Genomic DNA, 26,689 nt, shown 5'->3' on the forward strand with positions numbered 1-26,689 from the left:
GACTCATCCAGATAACACCGTGAGGTGGAGCCGGGCGACGGTTCGCAGAGCTTGTGCCGGGTCGGCGCCTTCGAATACTGCGGCATGTATTCCGCGCATCGCTCCGGTGATCAGCTTGGCTGCTGCCGCGATGTCGGTATCGGGGTCGATGGTGGCGGCGCGTGCCGACATACCGAGCAGTTGCGCGACCGCCTGCTCGAAGGTGTCGTGCCAACGCAAGGCGAAGCTGTCCGACCTCGGCACTCCGAGGTCGCGAAACAGGACGTGGGCGGACGGCGTGGCATAGATGGCCTCGGCTGACAGTCGGAGGAACAAACTCAACTGCAGCAACGGCTCGGATGGCCATTGGACGCCCTGGTACCGCTGCCCCATCGCCTCGACCAAGACCGTCGCCGCGTTGTCGATCGCCGCCCGGAAGAGTTCACGTTTGCTCTCGAAACGATGGAAGGCGGTCCGCAGCGCCACGCCGGAAAACCGGGCCACCTCTTCGACCGTGATCTGGCTGTAGTCGTGATCTCGCAGCAGCGATTGCGTGGCGTGCAGCAAACGGACATCCGTCGCGGTGGACTCGGCGGCACCATCGGACGCTTCGTGAACCCACCGATACAGCGTGGCCGGATGTACCCCCAACTCGCGCGCAACGGCCGATGCGCGCTGACCGCCGAGGACACGCTTAACCGCGGCCTGACGCTCGGGGTCGCTCCGGCGCGCCTTGGAACCCATCCGCAGATCGTACGCGGTATTGCATCATTTGCACTCTATATGCAATAGTCGCATTTAGTTGTACGCACCTCGGCAGTACATGCGGCCGCCACCCAACCGTGGGAGAGGTATCGATGGTCAAGCAGTTCAGCGCTTCGCGAGCCCTGGTAACCGGTGCCAGCTCGGGCATTGGCAAGGCCTTCGCCCACGCGCTCGCGACGCGCGGCTGTGACCTCGTGTTGGTGGCCCGCCGACAGGATCGGCTCGACGTGCTCGCAGACCAGCTCCAGGAAACCCATGGGATCGACTGCGCCCGTGTCCCTTTCGACTTAGCCGCGGAGGAACCCGGAAGCCGGTTGCGCCAACTCGTCGAAGGCGATATCGACCTCGTCGTCAACAATGCCGGATTCGCCACCCAGGGGCCATTTCTCGACGGCGATGCAAGGGACTACGCGCGGGTGCTGGCCGTCGACATCGCAGCCGTCGTCGACATCTGCCATGCGTTTCTGCCCGCGATGATCCAGCGTCGGCACGGTGCCATCGTGAACATCTGCAGCACCACCGCCTATCAACCGGTACCTTCCCTGGCCTTGTATGCGGCGTCGAAGTCATTTGTGCTCAGCTTCAGCCAATCCTTGTGGTACGAAGCAAAACCACACGGGGTCAAGGTGTTTTCCTTCGCACCAGGCCCCACCCACACCGAGTTTTTCGACGTGATCGGCGAAACCGCCACGGTGGTGGGCCGATTACAGACCGCCGACCAGGTCGCTGCCGCCGGATTGCGCGCACTCGATCGCCGCCATACTCCGCCCTCCGCCGTCTCGGGCGTCGGCAATACGGTGTCCGCGGCACTGGCACGACTGGTTCCCCGGCGCGTGCTCATGCCGATGCTAGCGCGTTCGCTGCAACCGCTACAGGGTCGACATGATCCCATCCGTTGATGGGCGGAGTCGACCAATTGCATTGCACATCAACGTACTCCACGCTCTGAGAGAGGAGCAGACATGATTCTGGTTACCAGCGCAGCAGGCGGTGTCGGACGCCCGCTGGTTCGCGGTCTCGTCGCCAATGATCGCAAGGTGCGGGCTTTCGTCAAGAACGACGACCAGGCACGACGGTCGAAAGCCGACGGCGCCGCCGAAGTCGTGATCGGAGACCTCCGACGACCCGGCGACCTCGAGTCAGCCCTAGCTGGCGTAGGACAGATCTATCACGCCGCCCCGACCCAGCTCATCGACGAACTTCCCGTGGTCGAACGCCTGATCGCCGCAGCCCAGTCCGAACGGCTGACGCACATCGTCTTCCACTCGGTCATCCATCCCGATATCGCCGAACTTCCTCATCATCGCCAAAAGCTCTTGGCGGAAGCGGCGTTACGTGAATCCGGCCTGCCCGTGACGGTACTTCGACCGTCGCACTACATGCAGAACGTCCTGGATTTTTGGGAGTTCTTCGGCGCGGGCCTGCTCCCGTATCCCACCTCGCCGGAGAGCCGGATGGGAGTGGTCGACGTCGAGGACATCGCTGCCGCGGCGGCCAACGTGCTGACTCACCCCGAAGGGCACATCGGCCAGACGTATGACCTCTCTACCGTCGAACTCGACCGTCATGAGATGGCCCGGATCTGGAGCCGAGTGCTTGGTCATCCCATGACTGCCGTCCGGCTGCCCCCGGAGTCGTTGACCAACCCTTTGCTGGCCGTCGGACCATTGGGCGCGGCAATCGGACGGTCACTGGTGTCGACCAGACTTCGTTCCGGCGCCTCCATCATTCGTGGGCTCCGGACCGCACCGAATGTCCGTGGCTTCCGTAGTTGGCCAGCAGACGCTCAGGACACCTACGTCCGGATGATGAAGTACTACGACGTGCACGGACTGCCCGCCGGTAACTTCGCCGATCTGCCGAAGGTATTGCCGCGACCGGCCAACAGCTACGAACAGTTCGCACGCCGTATCGCCACAACCCACGGGGTCGGCACGGCCTGACGATACGTCTGATCACGGTGAGGCGGTGAAGATGCCTGCGGTCTCAACTGTGTCGGCCGTCCGGCCGGGCGCACGCTGGCCGGCCCAGTAGAGATTGGTATGTGCGATGACATCCTTGGGCGCCGGCGCCCCCTGTGCCCGCAGGTCTTCAGTGGTGTGCGCGTCGCTGACCAGTGTCACGTCGTAGCCCCTGACGAGGGCGCCGTGCAGCGTGGAGCGAATGCAGAAATCGGTGGCCGCCCCGAGGATCACCACGTGTCCGACGGCAAGGCCTGACAACGTGACCTCGAGCTCCGTGGCCTCGAAAGCATCGCCATAGTGTTTGTCTATCAAGGGTTCTGAGTTCTGCGGCCGCAATTCGGAGACGATTTCCCAGCCGGCGGTGCCCGCCGGAAGGTCGTCGTCGGAATGCCGAATCCAGATCACAGCGACGCGCTGACGCCGTGCACGCTCGACGACGACGGCGATGTTGCGGACCACCGCGTCACGCTGGTACGCCTGCGCAACCACGTCATTCTGGACGTCAATGACGAGCAAGGCAGTATTGGGCCGGCCGGTCAGAATGGTCACAGCCACATGATGCACCTGGTGGGCAGACATCGCCCGCCCGGCTGGCGATAGGGCCTGCCGTCTAATCCGCAGCCAGGCTCAGGGCCACGACGGGGCAGACCTCGGCTGCCGCTGTGGCTTGCTCGGCCAAGTCGCTAGCGATCGGCTCGGATGTCTGAAGGATCGCGATGCCTTCGTCATCGAGGTCGAAGAGGTCGGGGGCTGCGGCCACGCATTGACCATGGCCTTCGCATCGGTCCCGGTCGATCATGATCCTCATGGGCTTGCTCTCCTCGCGGCAGGTATCCGGGGCTGTGCTGTGACGATCACATGGTGGGCGCCGCGTCGTCAATACTTTTTGACGAAATCCTCATTATTGAGAAAAACGGCATCAGCGCAGGCCGGTGAGGCGCGCAGTGCCGACCGACGATCAGTCGGAGCTCTGCTCAGATGTACTGGGCGCGAGCGGGACTGGCCACTCATCCGGCGAATCGCGCAACGAGGAGATGTCAGGCAGGGGCTTCTGGCAGAGCGCTTTTGCCTGCTTGGGCGTCATGCCGAGCGTCCGCAGCAGCCGCTCGGTCACCTCGTCGACGGTGACCTCGGTGTCACGTTCGGGCCGCTCCCTCAGCAAGGTGGCCAGGCCGACGAACATGCCTCCGGCGATGGCCAGGCCCAGTTCGGCATCCGCGATGGTGAAACGCCCTCGGTCGATCGCCGCAGCAATGTCGCGTAGCGCTCGCGGTGACAATCCACGATCCGAGAGGATCAGTGAGTCTCCATGAGCGAGCAGCAGCGCCGCCTCTTGGGGCCGGTAGCGGAACAGTCGCCCACTCAACCGATAGTTGGCGGCGAAGGCCTCGGCGGGGTCGGCAATGGAACTGGTGAAACTGTCGAGCAGTGCGCCGAGGTCATCGAGGGCATCGGCCAGAGCCGCTTCGAACAACTCCTCCTTGGTCGAGAAGTGGTTGTAGAAGGACCCCATACCGACGTCAGCCGCCTGGGTGATCTCCATGATCGGCACATTCAGTTTGCCGTGCGCGATAAAGCCTTGGGCCGCACGCACCAACGCGTTGCGGGTGCGCAGCTTCCGTCGCTCCAAGCGGTTGACCCGCGCGTCCGCCGAAGTGGCGCCGCTGCGCTCAGGCAGATCCATGGCGCGATCTTACCAGTGACGATCACTTCTGAGTATTTCGTCAAAACACTTGACTGATGATTCCCACGCATGTGACGATTTCCTCAGATACGTGAGTCGTCGCGCGCAGCGACCTCCGCGGCGACAACGAACTCAACCTCTACCGCCTCATCGACATACTGAAAGTTGCTGCCAAGTGATCATTTCCGTGCTGCGCACGAAAGACGACGACGGTGCCCTCGACCTGGGCACGCAGCGGTTGGTGGTGCGACACGCATGAGTACAGACATGCTGTGGCCTGATGCTCGATCGCCACACGACCTCACGGTCATCGAACAGGTTCCACTGGAAAGCCGTGGGCTTCCCGCCTCCACCTATGACGTTGTCCTGCGCGCCGGGCGGTTGTGGCCGGACCGCACCGCGCTCACCGTCCTGCCCAACGGAGCCGACTATCTGAGCAGTGCGACCCGCACGTTCGGCCAACTGGCTGCGGACGTGACACGGACGGCAAAAGCTCTGCGGCACTGCGGCATCCAGCGCGCCGATGCGGTGCTGCTGATCAGCCCCAACTGCGATGAACTGATCACCGCCACGCTGGCGGCCCAGGCCGCCGGGATCGCGGTGCCGATCAATGGGTCGTTGTCCGGCGAGCACGTGGCCGAGCTCGCTCGCCTCTCGGGTGCCCGCGTATTGATCACCGCTGCACCCGATCTGGACCCCGCTGGGGTCCAACGCGCCGCAGCGCTGGTCGAAGCAGGCCTGATCGACACCGTCTTGCTGCTCCGTCCCACCCTGGCAGCCGGCGCACCAGGCCCGCTTCCGGTCCTGTCCGGCGCCACTGTTGCCTATCTGTCGGCCCTGGCCGGCGAACACGATGACCAACCACTCGAGGGTGCACCGGCCGATTCGGCCCAGTTGGCCGCGCTGTTTCACACCGGGGGCACCACCGGCACACCGAAGCTGGCCGCCCATACCCACGGCAACGAAGTCGCCGACGCATGGATGGTCGCCGTCGGCGCCGACCTTGACGACGATGCCGTCGTCTTCGCGGCCCTGCCGCTGTTTCACGTCAACGCCCTGATCGTCACCCTGCTGGCCCCACTGTTACGCGGACAGCCCGTCGTGTGGGCCGGGCCGCTGGGCTACCGCGACATGAGTCTGTACCAGAACTTTTGGCGCATCGTCGAGCACTACCGACTCGCGGCGATGAGCGCCGTGCCGACCGTCTACGCGGTGCTGGCCCAGATCCCGGTCGACGCCGACATCTCCACACTGACCTCTGCGGTGTCAGGGGCTTCGGCGCTGCCGGACACCGTGCGCCTGGACTTCCACAACGCCACCGGAGTGAACCTGGTCGAAGGGTACGGGCTCACGGAGGCGACCTGTGCCAGTGCCCGCAGCTTCCCCGATCACCCTCGCCCCGGTGCGGTCGGACAACGTATGCCCTACCAGCAGCTCAAAATCGTCGAAGTCGGCGACGACGGCGCCTGGCAGGAGGTTCCGGCCGGTCAGGTCGGCACGCTGGCCATCAGTGGACCCACCGTGTTCCCCGGCTATGTCACCGGTCGCACGGCTGACGGCTATCTGCTCGACGGTCGTGGCGCCCTGCGCGACGGCTGGCTGGACACCGGTGATCTGGCCGTCGTCGACGACGACGGCTTCGTCTACCTGGCCGGGCGGGCCAAAGACCTCATCATCCGCGGCGGCCACAACATCGACCCCGCCGTGATCGAGGACGCGCTCCTGGCTCATCCCGATGTCACCGCCGCCGCCGCAGTGGCCCGCCCCGACGCCCATTCCGGTGAAGTCCCCGTCGGATTCGTCGCCCTACGTCCAGGCGCCACCGTCACCGGTGACGACTTGACCGCCTTCGCCGCCGAGCGGATCAGCGAACGCGCCGCGATCCCCAAGACGGTCACCGTCATCGACGCCATACCGGTCACCGACGTGGGCAAGCCCTACAAAGTGCCGTTGCGCGCCACCGCCGCCGAACACGCGCTCATCGACGCCCTTGCCGCGCAGCCCGGTGTGGTGCACATCGTCGGGAAAGTCAACGCCGGAATACCCACCGTCACACTCACCCTCGCAGCCGACGCCGACCGCTCCGCGGTGGAACGCGTGGTGAAGTCTTTCGCGGTCAACCATGAGATCCACCCCGAATAGGAACCATCCGCGTGTTTCGTCGACCCTCTGATATGCCGGTCTATCGCCGCGACATCTACTCCCGCGCAGCCATACTCGACCCGTACCCCCATTACCGCGCGATGCGCGAACTGGGGTCGGTGGTGTGGCTGGCCCGCCATCGCCTCTACGCCCTGCCGCGCTATCGCGAATGCAAAGCCATCCTGCGCGATGATGGCCTGTTCCTCTCGGGGCACGGCGTCGCAGCCAACCCACTGGCCAACCGGCTCTCCCGCGGCACCACCCTCAACAGCGACGGAGCCGACCACGACCGCCGCCGCAAACTCGTCGCCCACCGACTGATGCCACGGGCGCTGCGCACCCTGTCCGACGATGTCGACGCCCGAGCGCGCAGCATTGTCGAGGCTGCCGTTTCACGGCAGACGGTCGACGCGGTCGCCGACCTCGCCGCCGCCCTTCCGCTGGCGGTCGTACCCGATCTCGTGGGGTGGCCGCGCGACCAACGCGAGCGGTTACTCGACTGGGGCGCAGCAACTTTCGATATCCTCGGACCGCCGAACCTGCAGGCGCTTCGGGCGGTGCCGCGCAGTGTGCAGATGCTGCGGTTTGCCCGCCGCGTCGTGCGTGAACGCGACGTGCTGCCCGGCAGCATGGCCCATGAACTCCTGACCGCCGTCGACGAGGGTCACCTCGGCGCCGAGGAAGTCCCACCGCTGCTCATCGACTACATCGCCCCGTCACTGGACACGACGATCAGCGCGATCTCCAGCGCCCTGTACTTGTTCGCCACCCATCCCGAACAGTGGCAGCTGCTCAGAGACGATCCCTCGTTGCTACCCAATGCCATCAACGAAGTGGTGCGCTACGAGTCACCACTGCGGGCATTCACCCGCAAGACGGCACAGGCGAGCATCATCGCCGACGTGCCTCTTCCGGCGGGTGCCCGAGTGCTGGTGCTCTACGCCTCGGCCAACCGTGACGAACGCGAATGGGACGCCCCCGACACGTTCGACATCCGCAACGACGCCGGCCGTCACGTCGGGTTCGGCAGCGGGACGCACGCCTGCGCCGGACAAGGACTTGCCCGATTGGAGACCACGGCGATGCTCAAAGCGCTGATCGAGCGCGTCGAGCGCATCGAGGTCACCGGTGAACCAACCTGGGGCATCAACAACATCATCCATCGCCACGATCAGCTGCCGATCCGGCTCATCGCGGCCTGACGTGACATGCGGGGTAACCGACCCGCTCCTCACCCAGCCGACAGTCGTCTGCACCGGCAGCCACAACGAAAGGATCGCGCCCATGTCTGAGGCGGAGGTCTACGACATCATCATCGTCGGGTTCGGTCCGTCCGGAGCCGCGGCGGCCAATGCCGCCGGAGCGCTGGGGCTGCGTACGCTCGTCGTCGAACGCGACCTCGCGATCTTCGACCGACAGCGCGCCATCGCGCTCGACGACGAAGCGCTGCGCGTGATAAGGGATCTCGGCCTGATCGACGAGGTCACCGCGCACATGCACCTCGGCGTCACGGCACGGTTCGTGGGCGTCGATGGAAAGCCGTTCCTGGCCACCCCGTCCGCGCCGACGAGCTACACCGGATATCCACTGGCCAACTTCTTCCACCAACCCGCCCTCGAACACGCACTGCGCGAAGGACTCCTGCGCTTCCCCAACGTCGAGGTCAGAGCGGGGTGGACCGCGTCCCTGGTCGGGCAGGGCGCACACGCGGTGACGTTGCAGTTGACCCACGAACAGCAACAGGCGGTGAATGTCAGCGGTCGTTACGTTCTGGCCTGTGACGGCGGCAGCAGCCCGTTGCGTAAGCAGCTCGGCATCCCGTTCGCCGGCACCTCGTATGCCGAGCAGTGGATGGATGTGCAAGCGCGTGTGAAACGTCCGCTGCACCGTTCACCGCACTTCGACTTCGTGTGCTCCCCGCAACGCCCCGGCGTCAGATGCCCCTGCCCCGGCGGCTACTACCGGTGGGAATGGCGGATCAACCCGGGTGAAGACGCCGACGCCATGCTGAGCCAGGACAACATCTGGCGCATGCTCGCCGCCGAAGGAGTCACCCCCGACGACATCGAGATCGCACGGACCTGGTGCTACACCTTCCATGTACGTAAGGCCCAGCGGTGGCGGGTCGGACGAGTTCTCCTGCTCGGTGACGCCGCTCATGTCATGCCTCCCTTTGCCGGCCAAGGCATTTCGGGTGCCTTCCGCGATGCCGCCAACGTGGTGTGGAAGGTCGACGCCGTGATCCGCGGCCGGGCCGGCGACGCCCTGCTCGACACGTATCAAACCGAGCGCGAACCCCACCACGACGCCATGACGCGGCGGGCTGTCACGTTCGGAAAGATCGTCATGACCCAACGCCCATCGGTGGCCTGGCTACGCGACAAGGTGTTGCGGGCGGCAACCCGGATCCCCGGGGTGATGACGGCGCTGGTGCGCCGTGTCGGGGCACCGACCCCGCTGGGACCGGGATGTCTGCCACCACAAGACAAAAGCGGTATGGTCGGCTACCTCGTCCCGCCGGCCCGGGTTGCACTGCCCGGCGCACGGTCCGTGTACATCGATGACGCCCTCGGGAACGGGTGGGCGATCCTCGGTCTGGACGCCGACCCGCGAGCCACCATGACCGAAAGCACAGTGCAAGCATGGGATCGCTTCGGCGCCAGATTCCTGACGATCCGGCCCGGGACGTCAGTGGTCGAGGGTAACGAACTGGGCGACCCAGCCGGACAACTATGGGACGCTATGGTCGCCCGCGGCGTGAACTATCTCGTCGTGCGGCCGGACCGATACGTCTACGCCGCAACAGAATACGGCCGTGAGATCGGCATGCCGATGTTCGCGCAGCCTGAACACTGCGGGAGCACTCCCGTCAGCATTCTCAACCGGCCGGTCGGCTAGCCGTGGTGGAGATAAGAACGGCCTACCTCACCGTGTCGGCGGTGTACGCGCTGCTGTGCCTGATACCGGCAGCAATGAAGCTGAGCGGCACAGACAAGATGCGGACCGCCGCGCAGCACTTCGCCATCCCCTGGGCGCGCTACCGGCTGATCGGAGTTCTCGAACTGGCCGCCGCCGCGGCCGCGGTCTTCGGCGTCTTCTGGCCACCGGCCGGACTTCTCGCGGCGGTCGGCATGAGCGTTCTGTTGATCGGCGCGGTGGTCTTTCACCGCCGCGCCGGGGACAGCATCCGCGACTACGCCGCCGCCCTGATATTCCTGGCCGCTTCCGCGGGCTACCTCGCCGTATGGGTGAGCGCCGCGCCGCAACTATGACAGCCGGATCGTCTGCTTCAGGAGCCATCGTGACCATAATGACCCGCATGCCCACCGCGATCGGCCTCGCCCGTGCCGCGATCGGGGTGGGCTACATGATCGCGCCCACCCGCGCGCACACCACACTGGCCGGTCGTGACGCCGCACTGCCCACCACCCGCGCGGCCAGTCGCACGTTCGGGATCCGCGAGATTTACGTCGGCGGCAGTGTCGTCGCAGCGCAGGCATGGGCGCCGCGCGCCGTTGTCCCCCTTCTGCTCGCCGGCGTCGTCATCGATGCGTGGGACACCGCGGCGTTCGCGATGACCGCTGAGCTGCCGGACGGGATGCGCCGCGCCGGTGTCGCGGTCGCCGGCGGATTCACCATCGGCGGAATCGCTGCCGTGATTTGCGTTGGCGGCAAGCATCTTTCTAGTCGGATCTTCTTCGACGCTCCTTGTCCCGGTACATCTGTTCATCGGCAGCGACCAGCGGATCGTCTGCGCCCGAGGCGATACCGGCGCTGAAACCAATCGTCGATCCGGTTTGCGCCCAGCGTTGTCGCAGCTGAGCACATACGGCGTGCGCTTCATCGTGGTCAGCACCGACGAGGAGGAGCAGGAATTCATCACCGCCGATCCGGAAGATGACGTCTCCATCGCGAATACAGGCGCGAAGAGCGTCTGCGAAACTGACGAGCACAGCATCGCCGGCTTCGTGCCCAAGTCGGTCGTTGTACTGCTTGAAGTTGTCGAGATCGATCAGCACGACCATGGCATCGTGCGCGTGGGCCGATAACTGGGCCGCCAAGGTAGTCCGATTGAGCAGCTGGGTCAGCGGGTCAGTCGAAGCCATGGCGCGAAGGAGTTCACTTTGGCGCTTCAAGCGTGCGACCAGCCTGGCCGGGACCTCGGCGATGAGCACCCACATGACAGCTGCGGCAACAACGCTGGGGAGTGCGGCAGGAAGAGTCTTCTGGCCTCCGACGACAAAGGCGGCCACCGCGAGTGGAAGCAGCTTTACCGAACTGCCTGGAGCGTGCGTGAGACCGGTGAAAGCGAACGCGATGGTGATGGTTCCGGGGAGGGCACGGGTGACAGCTGGCTCAACAATCCCAACACCGAGCGTCATCACCATAGCTGCGACAGGCCAGGCCCACAGCAGCTTCTCCCGCCTCTGCCAGCCCGCGAACCAGCCGACGCACGCGGCCACCGCGCACACCGTCGCCGCCGCGCTGAGTACTGCAAAAAGTGCAAAGTTGAGGTTGCCATGATCGAGGTAGAGGCCAGCCGTGCCGTAGAGGCCGAGCATGGCGATAACGCCGATCAGGCCAAATCCGTGCCAGACCGCCGCCGAATCCCGCCAGTCGCCGCCATCGGGCATTGCTGGAGTGTATTTGAGAGCTTGCGCCAGGCGAGTGTGCGCCAGCTGTATGACGTGAAAAGTCCCGCTGCGGCCGTCGGCCGTTTTACCGGGGTGGCGGCCGGCCCCGCCAACTACCAAACAGTGCACCTGAACTGCTCAAACTCTGTGGGCCTGAGGGGAGAACTGCCGAACCCTGATACCGCCGATCGAATCCGACGTCTATGCAGGTCAGACATTGATCAAGCGTGTACGGCAGACCCACGCGCCGGATGGTGGTCGTTGTCCATGACGATCTCGTGACTGTGCTCACCCATTCAGCCTCCGCCGACGCACTTCGATTAACCGCCGCCCCTAGGTAGACGGCGTGGGCACTAGCGATCTCGGACAGCTGCGAGCTCGCGGAGGAGCCCTCTGCTGGACCAGTTCTGCTGGTTGAGATGGTCGAGCATGGCGGTCTCTGCTGAACCGGGATTGCGTCGCACGCCGACGAGGACGGGCTCGGGACGTCCGTGACGCCCAGGCCCTGCGCCACGAGGCGCACCGCGGTGGAGATTTGTGACGCTCGGGCTACCGTGTGCGGGCTCAGGCCGGCGCCGGCGAACAAGCGGGCGTCGATGCCAGGTAGTCGAGTCTCAGATCTGGAGAACCTAGATCAATCGCATTCTGCCTCAAGGCGAATGGACCGGATTCAAGCGGCGGATGCACCGGCTGTGCGTCGGGTGAGCAGTTCGCTGACGGTGACAAATCGGTAGCCATCGGACTGCAACCGGTCGATGATCTGCGGGACCGCGGCGCGTGATGCTGCGCGGCTTTCCAGCATGACGTGCAGCAGGATGATCGAGCCGGGGCGGACATTTTCTACGGTGTCCTGCACGATCTGGTCGGTGTTCGGAGTGCCGGCCGAATCTGGTTCCAGATCCCATGTGATCGTGATCCGTCCGTGTTCGGCGAGGTAATGCGGAAGTGCCCACAGTTTCTTGCCGTACGGCGGCCGAAACGTCACCGGCCCGCGATAACCCGTTCGCGCGATGGCTTCGTCAGTGCGCTCGATCTCGTCGGCGACGGTCTCATCCGAAACGAACATCATTCGGCGGTGGGTGTAGGTGTGATTGCCGATCTCGTGACCCGCACGCGCAATCGCTGCACCTTGGTCGGGGCGCCGGTCCAGATCGGCACCGTTGAGGTAGAACGTCGCCGGGATATCGGCCGTGGCCAGCATGTCGAGAACTTCCGGCGTCCACTCAGTGGGGCCGTCGTCAAAAGTCAGTGCCACCACCTTGCCGGAAGTGTCCACCCGGTTGACGATCTCACCGGCCAGTTGGAAGGTCCGCGATTTGGACAAGGTGTAGCTGGCAAAAGTGACCGTGAGCAGCACCACTAGCGCGAGAGACGTTCCGATAGCCCATTTCCGCACGAGATCCGTGTCTACCAGAACAACGACACCCTGATCTTGATTGCGAATCGCAGACGATGAGGGCGGGAGGTTCGCCACGCCTCACCTTGCGCTTGTTCAACTATGTCGCTTGCGCGAGCCAGATGGTTCGTTGCCCGCACGTGGGGTCCGTGACGACGTGAGCAACGACGTCGAAGCCGTTGTCGCCGAGTAGTGCGCGGTATTCGGAAGGGCTGAGGCTGGCATGGTAGAGAGCGCCGCTTTGATAGCTGCCGATCTGTTCGCCGGCCGAGGGACCACTATTAAACAGGAGCACTGCACCGGGGGCCGCATGTCGCGCGAAGATCGGGAACATGCGCCGCTGATGATGCTGGGAGAGGTGAAACAGACTGTCCCAAGCGATGATTCCATCAAATCGACGGCCCAGAGCCAGCGCGCGCATATCGGCCACCTCCCATCGGTGCTCCGGGAAACGCGATGAGCTCAGCTCGATCATCGCGCTCGACCCGTCGACCCCGTGGACCTGACACCCCTGTTGGATCAGGTACGCGCCAATGGGCACCGCCGTTCCGCACCCCACATCCAGGACGGCGCGACGCTGACCAGGCAGGGCCGCAACAAACTGATCCAGCCACGCACGTTCGACCAGCCGGTCACCGCGGTCGCGCAACCAGCTCTCGGCATGACGGTCATACAACGCGATGACGCGATCGGCGTCGGGATGCTCGTCCACCACATCTCCAGTATTGCGATGTTGGGCCGCGAAGTAGCGGAGTCGCCGCGGTGCACGATGAACCCGCGCTTGCCCCTACTGGCGAGCTGCTCACCTCAGTTGTGCGATTCCCTGACTCACTGACGGTGCCATTGGCAACTTCAGTGAATACACCATCTGATCTGGGCTCGTGACAGAGCAACTGCCCGTAGGGAGTGTCCAGTACCGGCATCGCGAAGCGAAAGCCCTACCAACGGCGGCATGGTTTCGATCGTGGGACCTTAGGTGCCGAAAGAGTGGAGGTAATCGGAAGAAACTCGAACCTTGCGCATCCGTCAAATAAATGGTCTGAACTGCAGAAACGCATCGACGAATCTTTGCCTCGTCAACCACTATTGTATCAAGACAAGCCAAAATCACGAACCAAGCGCTTCCTGAGCCCCAACGACACCACCGACATCACAGCTCGCTACGAAGCAGGCGAGACCACCCAACATATCGCCTCCCACTACAGCATCTCCAAAACCAGGGTTGCTGACGTGCTTCGTGAGCAAGGCATTACCATTCGCCGCCAAGGCCTGACTACAGAGCAAGTCACCGAAGCAGCCACCCTCTACGCCGCCGGACAGTCACTTGCCCAGGTCGGTGCGAGGTTCGGTGTGTCGCACACGACTGTCGCCGCTGAACTTCGAAAGCAAGGCATCCAGTTGCGGTCGAGACCAGGGTGGAGTTGACCCGGTGCTCGAAGGGCAGAAACAGCTTCGGTTACTCGGTGGGTGGCGCTAGGTCTATCTCGGTCGAGGCCGGCTGCTCGGTCGTGGCACGGCAGGCAGCTTGCAATGTCTCCGCAGCTTTTTTGCCGCCGACAACCTTGCTCAGACTTTCGAGGTCCGCGTCTACAACCTCTTGGAGATCCGTCAGACCCAGATTTTTCATCGCGAGTAGCTGTTGCCGACTCAGACCGAGCCCCAGGCGCGCCAAGTCGATCAGGTCTGGCGGAATGCCAAATTCAAGGCGGGTGATCGTCCTGCTGACCAGAGTCTGAACGTCGCTGGCGTTGTCTGGATACAGCTCAGCCAAGACGGCGCCAACTGCAGGCAGTAGGTCCCGCGTCCGGTCAGCCACAGTGCGGACGACGCCCGCCATCGCGGGTCGGCCCCAAACGTGCTGGTTCAGACTGGCTTCCAATGTGGACATTTCAACGCCGTTGATGAAATAGATCGCCGACATCGCTTTCTTCGCGCGGCGCACAACCGTCGCCGTATCGCGGGCTGTCTGCTGAAGCGCTCGCAGAGGCACTCGGTCAACCTCTTGCCTCGCAAGGGTGCCTGGCCAGATCTGCGGTTCGGGGTTGTTCTTTCGACCACTGATCGGGATGTACATGCCATCCACTTCTACCGTCAGCTGAGCTGCCGCAATGATTGTCGTGCTCTTCAGGCCCGCGATATCTACGCCAGAGAGGGCAGATGAGAGCCGGATGATCGAGTCAACATGGACTCCTGACTCACCAGCAAAGCGACCGAGCGACGTGAGCCGGTACCCATCGGCGTCAGCTTCGATCAATCGTGCATCGACGAGCTGATCGAACCCATAAGTCAGCTGGTCTCGGGTCCATTGCTGGCCGCCACCTTCTCGCGCTTGCTGCGCAGCGAGGCTAGAATCCAGGAAGCCGATGACATCATCGTCGGTGACGGATTGGCCACTCTCACCTTGGAATTGGGCAACCACCCTAAGCATTAGGGTTCGAGGATCACCATCTGGAACCAACTGAGATCGCAACGGCTCCAGGTCGCCGTGAACGTAATTGCGCCATGCGTTCGCCGTGCCCAGCGTGTCGTTCGGAATCAGATACGACTCACCGTTCGTGGAGAATCCGAGCCGACCAGCTCGACCCACCATGTTCTTGTACTCGGCCACGGTGTACGGGGTTGGTGTCGGGCCAGGATGGGTCAGACCAACGATGACGACAGCTTCAGCCGGTGTGTTGACGCCCATCGCGAGCGTAGTCGTACCAACGATGACGTTCAGCCCCGAGTCCGGGTCTCGAAAGGCGCTCTCGATTGCTTGCCTCTCGGTCCGATCGAGATCCGCAGTGTGCAGCGCAACACCCTGGGACAACGTGCGTCGCAATGTTTCTGTACTGGCGGAGGCTTCGCCGCTGCTCATCGCCTCCAACACCGATGTCGCGGGCGGCAGTCCGAGTGCAGCGGACAGGTACACGGCGCACCCTGCAACTTCGCCCTTGGTCTCGCGGAAGACGATGACCTTCTTGCCTTCGCCGACGAGTCGCTTCACCAAGGGAATAACGATGCTACGGCTGCCCTCGTGATAGATCGGTTGAATGAAGGCTGGGGTGTTGCCCTCCGAACCGTCCGCCGCCACAAATTGCAGGACACCGGAACGCCCAATCACGCCCTCCCGCAGATCAACCGGCCGCGTCGTGGAGTGCAGATGTCCACCGCCGATCCACCTGTCAAGACCACCAAGATCTCCCACGACGGCAGAGAGGGTAATGATCTGCGGTGAGCCAACGAGGCCACGCCGATTGTTGAGCAACGTCATCAGGAACTCCAGATTGGAGCCGCGATTTCGGTCTGTTAGCGTCTGTGCCTCGTCGATGACGACGACCGAAATCGAATCGAGGATGTGCGGGTTAGCGAGCGCAAGGTGCGTCAGCTTCTCGTAGGTGAGCAATGCGAAATCGTATTGGCCGCGCTGGAATTCAGATACCTGATCGCTGTAGTCGCCCGTTGCCCTGATGGTCTTAATACCAAGCGGCCCGTAGGCACGGGTGAACTGCTCGTACTTGTCGTTGACCAATGCCTTCATCGGCAGGAGGAAGACCGTGCGACCCCGCGACGCCGCAGCTTTGATCGCAGCCAGCTCGCCAATCATCGTCTTGCCCGAAGATGTTGGAGCTGTGACTACCAGGTTCTTGCCGTCGAGCACGCCGTGGTCGTTGATGGCTCGTAGCTGCAGGTCGTTCAATTGGCTGATACTGCCGGACCAAACGTCGAGCACCTCTTGCGGAAGCCCGTAGGCGAGAAGGGATGCTGGGTTACTCGTCGCCGGCTGACGTACCCGATCCGGGAAGAGCGCTCCGTACTGCGATCCCGCAGTGAACGTTGGCCAGAGCAGTCTTCCGTCGACCTGCCCTCGGAGTGTCGGTGTCTGAACGCGACCCATTTGTGAGGCATCAGCAAGTACGCGCTGGGTGACGTAGCCGACGACCTTCAACACATCGATTTGATCGCCGTCGCCAACGTCGTTGAGTCCCTGCAACGCCTCCAGCAGTCGGTAGGTGAAGAGGCCGTGACGATGAAGCGCGGACTCCAACGCCTCCTCATCGTCCGCGGAAGCCGTCAACACCAACCGGCCGGTTCCGATGAAGCGGGACAGAATGTTGGTGGGTGTCGTACGTGTCATCCCACGTGACGTGAGACCTGTTGCAAACACACGACTCCCAAGACCACCCGAGAAGCAGCAGTCCAGCGCACACAGGACAGTCTTGCCGTTGATCCGGGAAAGGGTGTCGGCAAGCTCGTCGAGCGGCAGCGATGTCGCTGCCAGATCCGCGACGTCCGTGTCGTAACAGACGATTTCATGGGTGTCCGAACCGTGGCCCGCGTAGAAGATGAACACCACGTCATCCGGTCCAGCCTCTGCGACCAGAGTCTCCAGTGCCGACCGGATCCCGCGGACGGTCGCATCTGCATCGGTGAGCAGCACATGCGACGAGCTGGGAATTGTGTCGGCAAACAGCGCATGCAATGCGGTGGCATCGCGCACTGCGCCGCTCAGCCAATTGATTCTAGGATCATCGTATCGATCGATACCAACAAATAAACTATGGAATTTCACGTCTCCCCCGGCATCGTTGCCCCTGACTATCACACGCCTCTGATTTCGCTCCGCAGGCTTGTCCTAATTCTAACACGCGACATGGCCGTGAAAAGTGTGGAGCAATGACCTCGCGGTGTTCCCGGACAATGATCCGGCCCGAAGCGGACCGGGCACGATCTAATCAAGATTTGCGCGAGTTCAAGCTATAATTAAGGTAGGAGGTTGCAATGGCAACATTTGGACAAGGCAGCGAATTCGACATGGAGAAGGACGACTTCTCTGCACTCGAAATTCGCGACAGCGGGAAGCCGGGCGGTTTTCACTATTTTTACGACACGAAACGAAGCACGCTCATCACCGACTTCGTGCTGGAGGACCGGCCCCGAGTCAGCACGATGTGCCAGATCACGCTCATCAAGAAAGACGACGGCTTCTCGCCACGGATCCGTCTTTGGAAGAAGGACAAGACCAAGTTCGCGAAGCAACCGGCGGAACATATCGTCGATGCCGACGCGACGACGACGGTCATCAAGGCAACCGTTGATACCGATTCCTGCCATGAGAACTTCTGGAAGCTGATCGACTTCATCCAGTCGTTCAAGGGCATTTTGCTTCCAGACTCGGTGTTTCGCGTCGTGACCGGTGACAGCGCGGTGCTCGCGCAGCTGCTCCAAAACGAGGACCGACAGGTTGTGCTCGACGCTGTTCAGGCCGCAGTCGGTGAGTCACTTACGGAGAAGGACATCGGCATCATCGCCAACCGCAAGAAGCAGTTGGCAATTTTCAAATCACTCCTCACGGATCCGGCGTTCTTCGAGCAGCGACGACTCGAACTACAGAAGCCGGGCAAGCAGTCGCCTGGAGATGAAGGAGTCTGGCAGAACTTTTTTGAGAAAAATCAGTGGATATTTGGGTACGGACTTTCCCTTATTGCCTGTGAAGCACTAGATGGCGAAAAGCTGGAGAAATTCACCACCGGAGCCAACATCTTCACCGGCGCGGGCAAGCGAAGCGATGCAGTAATGCGATCAAAAGGCTTTATCAGTAGCCTCGTTTTCGGAGAGATCAAGACGCCGGCCGCTCCACTGCTTGAAAAAGAGCCGTATAGGAAGCCCGACGTGTATCAAACATCGCGCGAGCTGAATGGCGCGGTTGCGCAGGTCCAAAAGACCGCCGAGAAAGCGATCCGACAAATAGGTGCAGACATACACCGGATATTTAAGGACGACGGGACACCAACCGACATCCAGGTGTCGTCGATCAGGCCAAGGCGGGTGGTGGTTACTGGGAACCTCGAACAGCTCGCCGTCGGTGGCATACCGAATCCGGAAAAGACATCAGCTTTCGAAGTGTACCGAAACTCGATCCACGATGTCGAGATCATCACCTTCGACGAGCTGTATGAGCGGGCACGGTTCATCGTCGAAGATGTCTAGATGCGCCGGCTGTTTACGCGCTTCTTCCTCAGACCGGCGTGAGGCCGCGGCGGCTCCGCAGTAGCGCGACATCCTTCGTATTGACGTCCCGCTTCAATCCGCGAAGTACGGCGTTCTCCGTCTCCGGGGTCCAGAAGATGCGAAGGCTGTCGCGGGCTCGCGTGACGGCTGTATAGAAGATGTTGTGGGTGATGGCATCCTCGTTGGCATCGGTGATGACGACCTTGACGGAGTCGTATTCCAGGCCCTGTGCTTTGTGGATTGACACGGCGTAAGCGACCTGGAACGGCACCATCGTGTTCGTCGAGTCATCATCGTCGTCGCTGACGTCGTAGTCATAGACCGAGAAGCGCACCGTACTGTCGGCAATCCACTGCAGCTCCACACCATCAACGTCGAACTCAGATACGTCGCGGTCGAGTACGACATCGAACTGAACACCGTCTTCGAACTGCTCGATCGCGGCAATTCGACCCTTGAGGTTGTTGTAGATCACGGGTCTAAAGCGTTCGGTTTCGTTGAACAGCACCGGATCACCCACCTTGTAGGTGGCGATGCCCCACCGGATAGCCTTGCCAGGGTTGCTGCTCTGCAAGAAGCGGTTGATATTGTTAATGCCGTAAAGGCCGTCGTAGTTCAGGCACAGGATGATCTCGTCGTCGCCGAGTGCCTCGAACAAAGTCTTATCCAGCACGCACGAGTAACTGTTTCGCGCAATCACCTCTGCGATGTCGTCGTCAATGTCGCGGACCTTCTGCCAGAACCCGAGGAGTGCCGGATTCTTGGTCCGGAACGGCGTCGTGAGTTCGAAGACCGACGCTCCCGGTATGAACGAACGAATAATGCTGAACCAGTTTCCGAACTCAATCGCCTCGATCTGGTAGACGTCACCGACGAGTACGACGAGCTTTGCGGTTGTGTTCTCCAAGACATTGATCAGATCGGCGTTGCTGACCGTGCTGGACTCGTCGATGACGAGGAGGTCATATTCCGAACCTCCTTGATACGTCTGGCTGCGGATGGTCCGGAAGGTCGAGTCTTGGGCAGTGACCCTGCGCTTCAGGTTGTCGACAGCCGGATTGGTATGGGCCAGAAATAATTTCGTCTTGTCGTTGAAGTAGTTCGCGATGTGGTCGACCATCGTCGACTTGCCGGTACCTGCGGCGCCGTAGATGAGGGCAACCTTGGAATGGCTGAAGAGCCGCTTCAGCGCATCCTTCTTGGCCTCGTCATCTATCAACCGCGGTGTTTGATCGAGCCAGTGCTGAACTGCATCTGTGTAACCGTCGATGCCTGATGCGGCAAACTCTTGGAGTTTCTCGACGATAGCAACCGTGTCGTCTTCGTACTTCCGAATGAAGACGTGCCCCTTGTCCAGTTCTAGCCCGCGTAGATCGCGATGCTTCCAGTAGAGCCGTTGGTTGTAGGTGCGGATCAGATCAGTGACGTCCCCGAGATCCTCCAAATCCGCGACCGGCGTGTAGAGAACGGCGCGGTGTTCAACGTTGTTCTTCACCCGCCGGGCGAGCAGCTCGTGATTTCGGCCGGTCGAGTCGAGACACTCCACGAGGTCCCAGTAGCGTGGGTTATGCGCGATCGGCGAAGTGCAGAAGGGCATCTGGTCGAACGGAATGCAACCCCATTTCAGGTTCAGTCCCGATAGCCGTGGGCAACCCTCCCAGCTGTACTGCGGCTTCAGGATCTGGTTGTGCATCCGCTGCATGAGATAGCGAATCAAGTTGTGCCCAGGCAATTTATCCCGAATGATCCGTCGTGCTTCATCGAGCGCCGGGAAGATCTGCGGCTTACTGACGCTCACGGTGGCTGCTTCCTTCGCAGCCGCGTACTTGGCATCCGGCATGTCCATCAAGTCGATTAGCGAGCCTCTTCCGCTGGTAAGCCCCTTCATGAGATAGCGATACTCGGGTCCGTTCGTTCGAACCTTGGTGTCGATGTCGAACAGGCGCGCGAAGTTGTCAAACTCGCATGGTCGGATCGAGACTTTCCAGTCACGAATGATCGTGATCGGCATCGTCTGATGGAGGACCGTGATCGACGAACTCTCCAGCGTCAACCACGCCGAGTACTTGTCAGTCAGGTCGATCTCGGTGAATGCGATCACCCGGTCGAACTTGCTCACCTTGTTGACGGCCTTGAAGAAGGTCACCTCGTAGAAGATTCGCCCGCTCACAAAAAACGGCTTCGCTCGGTGGATGTAATAGCGGACCCCTGGTCCGCTATCCACTGGCTTTGACCGGACGGCATCAATCGCTGCGGCGATCTTCTCGTGGTACTCCCGCAGGGAGGGGTCCAGATCGATCGGGAAGGCCTCCAGATTGGCCAGGATGTCAATGCCGCACTTGTCGTGGGCCAGGCTGCGGACGCGGTGAAGGTATTCGTAGTACTTCAACATCAACCGCTCGGACCCGTCACCATCGAGCGTGTAATGCGACGCGCTGGCTTGAATCAACTTGTGGAACTTGCCGAGAAAATTCAGAGGCCCCTTCGCCTTCACGAAGGCGAGCGCAGGATCAATCGCCGCATAGTTGTAATCGTCGTCCTGTCCGCCGGTATGGAGCAACACGGCGACGCCTTCAACGAGGTTGCGTAGCTGCGCAAGAACGTTCTGGGACAACAGTTCTCGTTGATCTCCGAGTGACGCGATGTTGCCGCAAATGGCAACATCAGCGCCCCGGATTTGCTCACCAACGGTTGTCATCTGTTGCGAACGCCGTCGCTTGTACTCGCCGGTCGTCGTGGGCAACCGACGATCCGGGCGCTCGAACCACTGCGCATCTCCAGACGTAACGACAGGCCGAGCTGCATGACTACGGCACTTCCCGCGTCACTTTTCCGCTGTTTCGTCATCGAGCGACACACCCCGTGGCGAACGCGGACTGAACACCGCCGCTTCAAGCGCCGCCAACGCTCCGATTGCGGTCAGCGGCAGTTCTCGCAAATGGCGCCGTACAGATGCGAAGGACGCGATCAACGCGGACCACTCCTCTCGTGTTCCAGGAAGCGGCACTTGCACCCGCTGCAAGCCGTCGAAGTAGAGGCGTCGACGCACCGCTCCGCGACTTTCCCGGACGATTTCCGCTCGACCTTGCTCGCTCTTCAAATACATCAGCAGATACTCGGCGTCGAACGGCGCATCATCGGCAAGTCGGAACACCGCGTAGTCAGGACTGACCCAGCCTGCTTCTTCCTCATGTCTACAGAGCGCGATAGATCCGACATTGACACGCATTGGGTTGTAGACAAAGTCGCCAGGCTCCAGCTTTCGGTAGCGGCTGGTGTCGCTTGCAGGCTTTCCCTTGAAGGGCGCAAGTCCTCCTGCGTTGCTGACTCCCACTAAGCGGTCGGGTGTCGTACTCCCAGCGCGCTTTCCAGCTTCGACGACGTAACCACCGATCGCGATCGTCTCACCGAGCGGATACCGCTCCAGCTCGGCATGGGCGGTGGCGAGAGCCGCAGTCAGTTCGTTGAGAATTCCCAGACGGTCTTGCAAGGCTTGAAGCTGCTCTCCGGCCGTTTCCGCGCCGGTAACCGCCGAAGCATTCGGCCACGGGATATCGAGGTCGAATCCACTCTCGACGAGGCTGTCGTAGTGGACCTCCCATGAGTACTCGTCCGCTTCTCCGTCGATCAGCCAGTGCTCAGCCGCCTTGAGAACGTCGCGTGTCAGCGGATTGGTCTTGCTGTAGGAGCGCTTTCCTGGCGGTAAGGGAATCTGGTAGTAGCGAATAGTCTCGGTGCGACCGCTCTTCCCGAAGAAGATCAGATTTGTACGGGTATCCGCAGCTGTCGGGAAGACACCCGGTGGGAGTCGGATGATGGCGGTGACGTTGAACTCGTTGACCAGCCGGCGCCGCACCGTCGAGAACGCGGTTTCGGTTCGGTACAAGATGCCGTCGGGTAAGACGATGGCAGCACGGCCTTTGTCGCGTAGTTTCGCCATGCAGTGCTGCAGAAACAACAGTTCTGTTGCCGCGGATCGGCTTGGGAAGTTCTGCTGGACTTGGGGATTCTCGTTGCCCCCGAAGGGTGGGTTGGTGAGAATGACGTCGAATTGGTCACTCGGGCTTATGTTTCGGGAGTCCTGCTCAAGCGTGTTGCGCCGGATGATCTGTGGGTCCTCAACGCCGTGAAGGATCAGATTCATGGTGCCGACGAGCGCTGCGATTTCGCCAGATTCTTGACCGTAGATCGTCTCGGAGTTGAAAAGCTCGCGTTGTTCGGTCGTCTTCGTTGCTGGTGCGATGTGCTCGGCGCTCGCGACCAGGAAGCCGGCGGACCCGGAGCAGGGGTCGTATATGCGCTCCCCCAGCTTCGGATCGACAACCCGGACCATCGTCTCGACAACTGGACGTGGCGTGTAGAACTCACCAGACCATCCCGCGTCTGCCGTCTGTGCGAGCAGCCACTCGTAGATGACGCTCATCGCGTGGTGATTGTCGAGGGCGTGGAAGTCGATCGAATCGACGATGCCGATGACTTCCTTGAGCGAATAGCCAGACTTCATGACAGTCCGAACTTCAGCGAAGATCGCGGCAAAGCGCTCTGCGCGAGGACTTCCCGATAGATTGCGAAGATAAGGCAATAACTCGTCTGTGACGAACTCGATCAACTTGTCGCCGGTTAGCTTGGCGTTCCGAGCCCAGTTCTTCCAGCGGTACTCGTCCTTGATCAGTGGCTGGTAAGCGGTTTGGTCGATGGTGGCGACCATCTCGTGATTTTCTTCAAGTGAGTCAAAGACTTTGAGAAACAGCAGCCATGTCAACTGTTCGAGATACTTCAACGCGTTCTTGGTGTTGTCGTCGGCTCGCATCTTGTCGGAAGCCGACTTGATCTTGGCCTGCAACTCGGCGAGGGTCATGCGTTACCTTCCGATTCAAACAATACGCGTGGAACAGATTTCAGGAACTCGGCGACTTGCTGGGGACCGCCAAGGAGTGACGTCACGCCGAGCACGCCACCCCATTGGGTGACGAACGGATTCAGGCCGAAAAGCTCACTGCTGGCGATCTCGCCAACCCCTCCGAGCCGGAACTTATCCAGTACGGCCGTAATGAAACCTTCAGGCAGATCCGGGAAAGCGGCATTCAGTAGCAGCTCTGCGGCTGTCGCGCGTGCGGAGAGGCTCACTGGCTCGAAGTCAAAGGCCGCGCGGGCAATCAGGTCGAAGCCGTCGACGTCCGCACGCCCCAGGACAAGCGCCAGCAGCTCCGGCGTCACCTGCCGCATGCCGAGATACTCACCCAGCTCAGCGCGTTTCGATTTGTCGATCCAGGCGGCGCGGAGGCTCTCGAGCGATGTAACGCGCTCCAAGATCGCGGTCTTCGCGCGCTTCAGATACTCGTCGCTCTGGATGACGTTGCCGTTGCCGAGGTCCAATTCGAGTTCGTCCGCGATCGCTACCTCGACTCCGGTGATTCGGAGTCGATGGTCTGCCTGTGACGGCTTTCGCAAAGCAACTTCCAACTCAGTCGCTTCCGGCTGTTCGGTATCGACGCGCAAGTGCCGTCGCGTGTAGCCGGAACTTGCGACGAAGAGGTCGACCACAGTGGTGGGCAACTCATCGATCCGGAATGCGCCCTCGTCGTCAGTGCGAGTTTCAGCGAGGAGGCGACCGGTCAGCCGAACCGAGATCGACGCATCCGCCAGGCGTTCAGCGGTCTCGCCATCACTGACAATGCCCGCGATGGCGCGGTCTCCTTCAAGCGGTCCGTCGACCGGTGGAGCAGTCGGCAGATCCCAGTCATCGAACAGCCTGGTGGCATTGGCGTAGTCAATGATTCTGAAGTACGTCTTGCCGGTGATCGAATCGATGCGGCTTCCTCGTCCGATGATCTGCTTGAACATCGTGACCGACCCAATTGGACGCATGAATACGATGTTGCGCACCGAGGGAACATTCACACCCGTCGAGAGGAGATCGACGGTGGTGACCAGGACTGGCTCGGTGCTCGATGACAACTGGAACTGCTCAAGCACGGTAACTGCATCACGCTCTTCGCTGACGATTCGCGCAGCGTAGAGGTTTTTGCCTGTTTCGGATCCGAGGAGGTTCTGCATCTCGTCTCGGACCATTGCCGCGTGTTCCATCGTGACGCAGAAGACGATCGTCTTATCGAGCGCACCAGTGGTCCGCAGGACACTTGCGAGGTGCTGGCAAAGGAGCTTGGTGCGGTCCGGTACGACAATTTCACGCTCGAACTCACGCATGCCGTATGTATCCCGAGGCGTCGTACCTTCGGGAACGATGAGCTCGGCTCCGCGTTCGACCTCATCCTCGATAACAAGGCCCTCGTCGATTGAAGTTGTGACCTTGAGAACCTTGTACGTGGCAAGGTAGCCGTCGTCGATGCCACGGCCCAACGAGTATTCGTACACCGGTTGCGGGATGCCTTCAGCGTCCTTGTTCTCGCTTGCAAAGTACGCATAGGTGTCGATCGAGTCGTCTTGCTTTGGCGTCGCCGTCATTCCGAGATGGAATGCGCCAGAGAAGTATTCAAGGATCGCGCCCCAGTCGCCGTATCCGCTTCGATGGCACTCGTCGATGATGACGACATCGAAGTAGTCATGCGGGTACCGCTCGTAGACCTTTCCTCCACCCGGTGCGTCCGCATAGAGGGACTGATAGATCCCAAAGTGCACATCTCGCGCCAGCGGGAGGTCAGGACCACTTACGACAGCTCGCCGATCTCCCAAGCCCCCGAACTCGTTGTACGCCTGATCGCGGAGTGTCACGCGGTCTGCGATGAAGAGGACGCGCTTGGCGTACTCCGTTGCGAGCAACTTATAGACGATGTTGAACGCGATGAAGGTCTTTCCCGTACCGGTCGCCAATGACAGCAGTGCACGACGATTGCCCGCCAAGATCTGCTCAAGGGCCGCCGAGACCGCTCGCTCCTGGTAGTAGCGCATAGCCGGAGCGCCGGGAATTGCGAATGCAGGGCGCAGCAAGGGATTCGGCACAGTCTTGCCGTCTCGGCTCGTGACCGTTTTACCTCGCCACGACGCTCCCGCTTCGTACCGTTCTTTGAGTTCAGCGGGTGTCGGAAAGCCCGCCAATTCACGCACAAGGCCAGTTCGCAGGTCCTGCTCGACGATGCCGTGGCCATTGGTTGCGAAAGCAAACGGTGCACCGACATCGACGGCGTACGCCAGGCCCTGTTGCAAACCAGCGCTTGGGGCATGTGACTCGTCCTTGGCTTCGACGACACCGAGGATGCCGCCCCGAGGCTCGGCACGCAGCACATAGTCGACGAACTGCGGATCGTCTCGAACGGTCTGATCGCCGAGCAGCCGCAGCTTGCCGGGACGGTATATGTACTCCTCGTCGACGAGTCCGTCGCGCCAGCCGGCGGCGGCTAGCTTCGGGTCGACGAGCTGAAGGCGCGTGTCCTTCTCGTTGAGCGTCACTGGCATAGTTTGACAGCGACGGCCGACATATCTGGAGCAACCCGGCCAGGCTGCCCGGCGAGTCCTATGCATGCCGACTGATGGCAGCTCAGGACTCCAACCCCGACGCGGGCAACGAACAGGCAGACGCCGACTGCCGCTAAACCGCGATCTTGCGGGCCGAGACAGGAAGGCGGGGGTGAATCCAGCGGCAGGGACCGCGCCGCGGTGAACGACCACCTGCCGATCCAATTCGATACCCCAACCCGTACAGATGCCCGTCGTCCGAACCGATGCCGAACGCCACCGGACGATCCGGCCACAACACATGCGACCTTACGACGCCATCGCAACGAATGGCAAGGTCCAGCAACGTTCAATGGAATGCCAATCGAACCATTACCGCTGTTCATGTAGCTTTAACGGTGAGATTCTAGCTCCAGCAGCAACGTACTTTGCGTTCCCAGTTCCCGGGCCAGACGAACGTTCGACTCACTACAACAAGAGGCGTCGAGCCATACGCACCTTTGCGACGACAATGAACTTATGAGTCAGGAGCAGATACCGGCGATCGAGTCCGCGCCCCCGTATTCCATGGTCTTTGTTTCCCACTTGGACGCCGGCTGCTATCCAGAGGAGCTGACACAACAGCTGCTCGCTGAAGTCCGCCGCGACCCCGCGGGCGCACGCATGCTTGACGACCTGGCCATTGTCCAGTTGGAGCTGGGCCTGCTGCGCCGCCAGTAGG

At 61.7% G+C, this 26,689-nt stretch carries 21 protein-coding genes; 10 read left to right on the top strand and 11 right to left on the bottom strand.

Annotated features, from left to right (window positions below):
• Positions 1-3 precede the first annotated feature (3 nt).
• On the bottom strand, positions 4-723 hold the full coding sequence (locus SBI67_RS00910; protein ID WP_318978763.1) for a transposase: 720 nt from the start codon (positions 721-723) through the stop codon (positions 4-6).
• A gap of 113 nt (positions 724-836) precedes the next feature.
• Between SBI67_RS00910 and SBI67_RS00915 the strand changes: the two genes are divergently transcribed.
• On the top strand, positions 837-1,643 hold the full coding sequence (locus SBI67_RS00915; RefSeq protein WP_318978764.1) for an SDR family NAD(P)-dependent oxidoreductase: 807 nt from the start codon (positions 837-839) through the stop codon (positions 1,641-1,643).
• Between the two features lie 63 nt (positions 1,644-1,706).
• Positions 1,707-2,687 carry an SDR family oxidoreductase gene (locus SBI67_RS00920; protein ID WP_318978765.1) on the top strand — a complete coding sequence of 327 codons (981 nt, stop codon included), beginning with the start codon at positions 1,707-1,709 and terminating at the stop codon, positions 2,685-2,687.
• Between the two features lie 12 nt (positions 2,688-2,699).
• Here SBI67_RS00920 and SBI67_RS00925 read toward each other — a convergent pair whose 3' ends face one another.
• The 3 genes from SBI67_RS00925 to SBI67_RS00935 form a co-directional block, all read right to left on the bottom strand.
• A complete protein-coding gene (locus tag SBI67_RS00925; RefSeq protein ID WP_318978766.1) occupies positions 2,700-3,257 on the bottom strand; it encodes an isochorismatase family protein in 558 nt (185 codons plus the stop codon).
• Between the two features lie 61 nt (positions 3,258-3,318).
• Complete coding sequence (locus tag SBI67_RS00930) at positions 3,319-3,516, bottom strand: ferredoxin (protein WP_318978767.1); 198 nt, start codon at positions 3,514-3,516, stop codon at positions 3,319-3,321.
• Positions 3,517-3,666: 150 nt separating this feature from the next.
• Complete coding sequence (locus SBI67_RS00935) at positions 3,667-4,392, bottom strand: TetR/AcrR family transcriptional regulator (protein ID WP_318978768.1); 726 nt, start codon at positions 4,390-4,392, stop codon at positions 3,667-3,669.
• 255 nt (positions 4,393-4,647) lie between these two features.
• Here SBI67_RS00935 and SBI67_RS00940 point away from each other — a divergent pair, with 255 nt between their 5' ends.
• From SBI67_RS00940 to SBI67_RS00960, 5 genes are all read left to right on the top strand, one after another.
• Entirely contained in the window at positions 4,648-6,534 is a 1,887-nt protein-coding gene (locus tag SBI67_RS00940) for an acyl-CoA synthetase (protein WP_318978769.1), read from the top strand.
• A gap of 32 nt (positions 6,535-6,566) precedes the next feature.
• Complete coding sequence (locus SBI67_RS00945; RefSeq protein WP_318978770.1) at positions 6,567-7,736, top strand: cytochrome P450; 1,170 nt, start codon at positions 6,567-6,569, stop codon at positions 7,734-7,736.
• 82 nt (positions 7,737-7,818) lie between these two features.
• Positions 7,819-9,432, top strand: a complete 1,614-nt coding sequence (locus tag SBI67_RS00950) for a bifunctional 3-(3-hydroxy-phenyl)propionate/3-hydroxycinnamic acid hydroxylase (RefSeq protein ID WP_318978771.1) — start codon at positions 7,819-7,821, stop codon at positions 9,430-9,432.
• Positions 9,433-9,437: 5 nt separating this feature from the next.
• Positions 9,438-9,806: a DoxX family protein gene (locus SBI67_RS00955; protein WP_318978772.1), complete on the top strand. Its 369-nt coding sequence runs from the start codon at positions 9,438-9,440 to the stop codon at positions 9,804-9,806.
• A gap of 47 nt (positions 9,807-9,853) precedes the next feature.
• Entirely contained in the window at positions 9,854-10,312 is a 459-nt protein-coding gene (locus SBI67_RS00960) for a hypothetical protein (protein WP_318978773.1), read from the top strand.
• On the opposite strand, the gene SBI67_RS00965 is transcribed toward SBI67_RS00960, so the two are convergent.
• From SBI67_RS00965 to SBI67_RS00975, 3 genes are all read right to left on the bottom strand, one after another.
• Positions 10,218-11,168, bottom strand: a complete 951-nt coding sequence (locus SBI67_RS00965) for a GGDEF domain-containing protein (RefSeq protein ID WP_318978774.1) — start codon at positions 11,166-11,168, stop codon at positions 10,218-10,220. The two genes, SBI67_RS00960 and SBI67_RS00965, sit on opposite strands and share 95 nt — an antisense overlap.
• Before the next feature lie 670 nt (positions 11,169-11,838).
• On the bottom strand, positions 11,839-12,564 hold the full coding sequence (locus tag SBI67_RS00970) for a polysaccharide deacetylase family protein (RefSeq protein WP_413232399.1): 726 nt from the start codon (positions 12,562-12,564) through the stop codon (positions 11,839-11,841).
• Between the two features lie 100 nt (positions 12,565-12,664).
• Positions 12,665-13,276 (bottom strand): class I SAM-dependent DNA methyltransferase, encoded by a 612-nt coding sequence (locus tag SBI67_RS00975; RefSeq protein WP_318978775.1) that lies wholly within the window; start codon positions 13,274-13,276, stop codon positions 12,665-12,667.
• 275 nt (positions 13,277-13,551) lie between these two features.
• Here SBI67_RS00975 and SBI67_RS00980 point away from each other — a divergent pair, with 275 nt between their 5' ends.
• Positions 13,552-13,989 (top strand): helix-turn-helix domain-containing protein, encoded by a 438-nt coding sequence (locus tag SBI67_RS00980; protein ID WP_318978776.1) that lies wholly within the window; start codon positions 13,552-13,554, stop codon positions 13,987-13,989.
• Between the two features lie 31 nt (positions 13,990-14,020).
• Here the strand turns inward: SBI67_RS00980 and SBI67_RS00985 are convergent, their stop codons facing one another.
• Positions 14,021-17,116 (bottom strand): DEAD/DEAH box helicase, encoded by a 3,096-nt coding sequence (locus SBI67_RS00985; protein WP_318978777.1) that lies wholly within the window; start codon positions 17,114-17,116, stop codon positions 14,021-14,023.
• Between the two features lie 209 nt (positions 17,117-17,325).
• Between SBI67_RS00985 and SBI67_RS00990 the strand changes: the two genes are divergently transcribed.
• Positions 17,326-18,534 (top strand): Shedu immune nuclease family protein, encoded by a 1,209-nt coding sequence (locus tag SBI67_RS00990; protein ID WP_318978778.1) that lies wholly within the window; start codon positions 17,326-17,328, stop codon positions 18,532-18,534.
• A 28-nt stretch (positions 18,535-18,562) separates the two neighbouring features.
• Here the strand turns inward: SBI67_RS00990 and SBI67_RS00995 are convergent, their stop codons facing one another.
• The 3 genes from SBI67_RS00995 to SBI67_RS01005 form a co-directional block, all read right to left on the bottom strand.
• Positions 18,563-21,298, bottom strand: a complete 2,736-nt coding sequence (locus SBI67_RS00995; RefSeq protein ID WP_318978779.1) for an ATP-dependent DNA helicase — start codon at positions 21,296-21,298, stop codon at positions 18,563-18,565.
• A gap of 81 nt (positions 21,299-21,379) precedes the next feature.
• Positions 21,380-23,413, bottom strand: coding sequence for an N-6 DNA methylase (locus tag SBI67_RS01000; RefSeq protein ID WP_318978780.1), 2,034 nt, complete (start codon positions 23,411-23,413; stop codon positions 21,380-21,382).
• Complete coding sequence (locus tag SBI67_RS01005; RefSeq protein ID WP_318978781.1) at positions 23,410-25,962, bottom strand: DEAD/DEAH box helicase family protein; 2,553 nt, start codon at positions 25,960-25,962, stop codon at positions 23,410-23,412. Before SBI67_RS01005 ends, SBI67_RS01000 begins: the two co-directional genes overlap by 4 nt.
• A gap of 525 nt (positions 25,963-26,487) precedes the next feature.
• Here SBI67_RS01005 and SBI67_RS01010 point away from each other — a divergent pair.
• Positions 26,488-26,688 carry a hypothetical protein gene (locus SBI67_RS01010; protein WP_318978782.1) on the top strand — a complete coding sequence of 67 codons (201 nt, stop codon included), beginning with the start codon at positions 26,488-26,490 and terminating at the stop codon, positions 26,686-26,688.
• Position 26,689: the final 1 nt, after the last annotated feature.

This window comes from Mycolicibacterium chengduense, from assembly GCF_033741155.1.
GTDB lineage: Bacteria > Actinomycetota > Actinomycetes > Mycobacteriales > Mycobacteriaceae > Mycobacterium.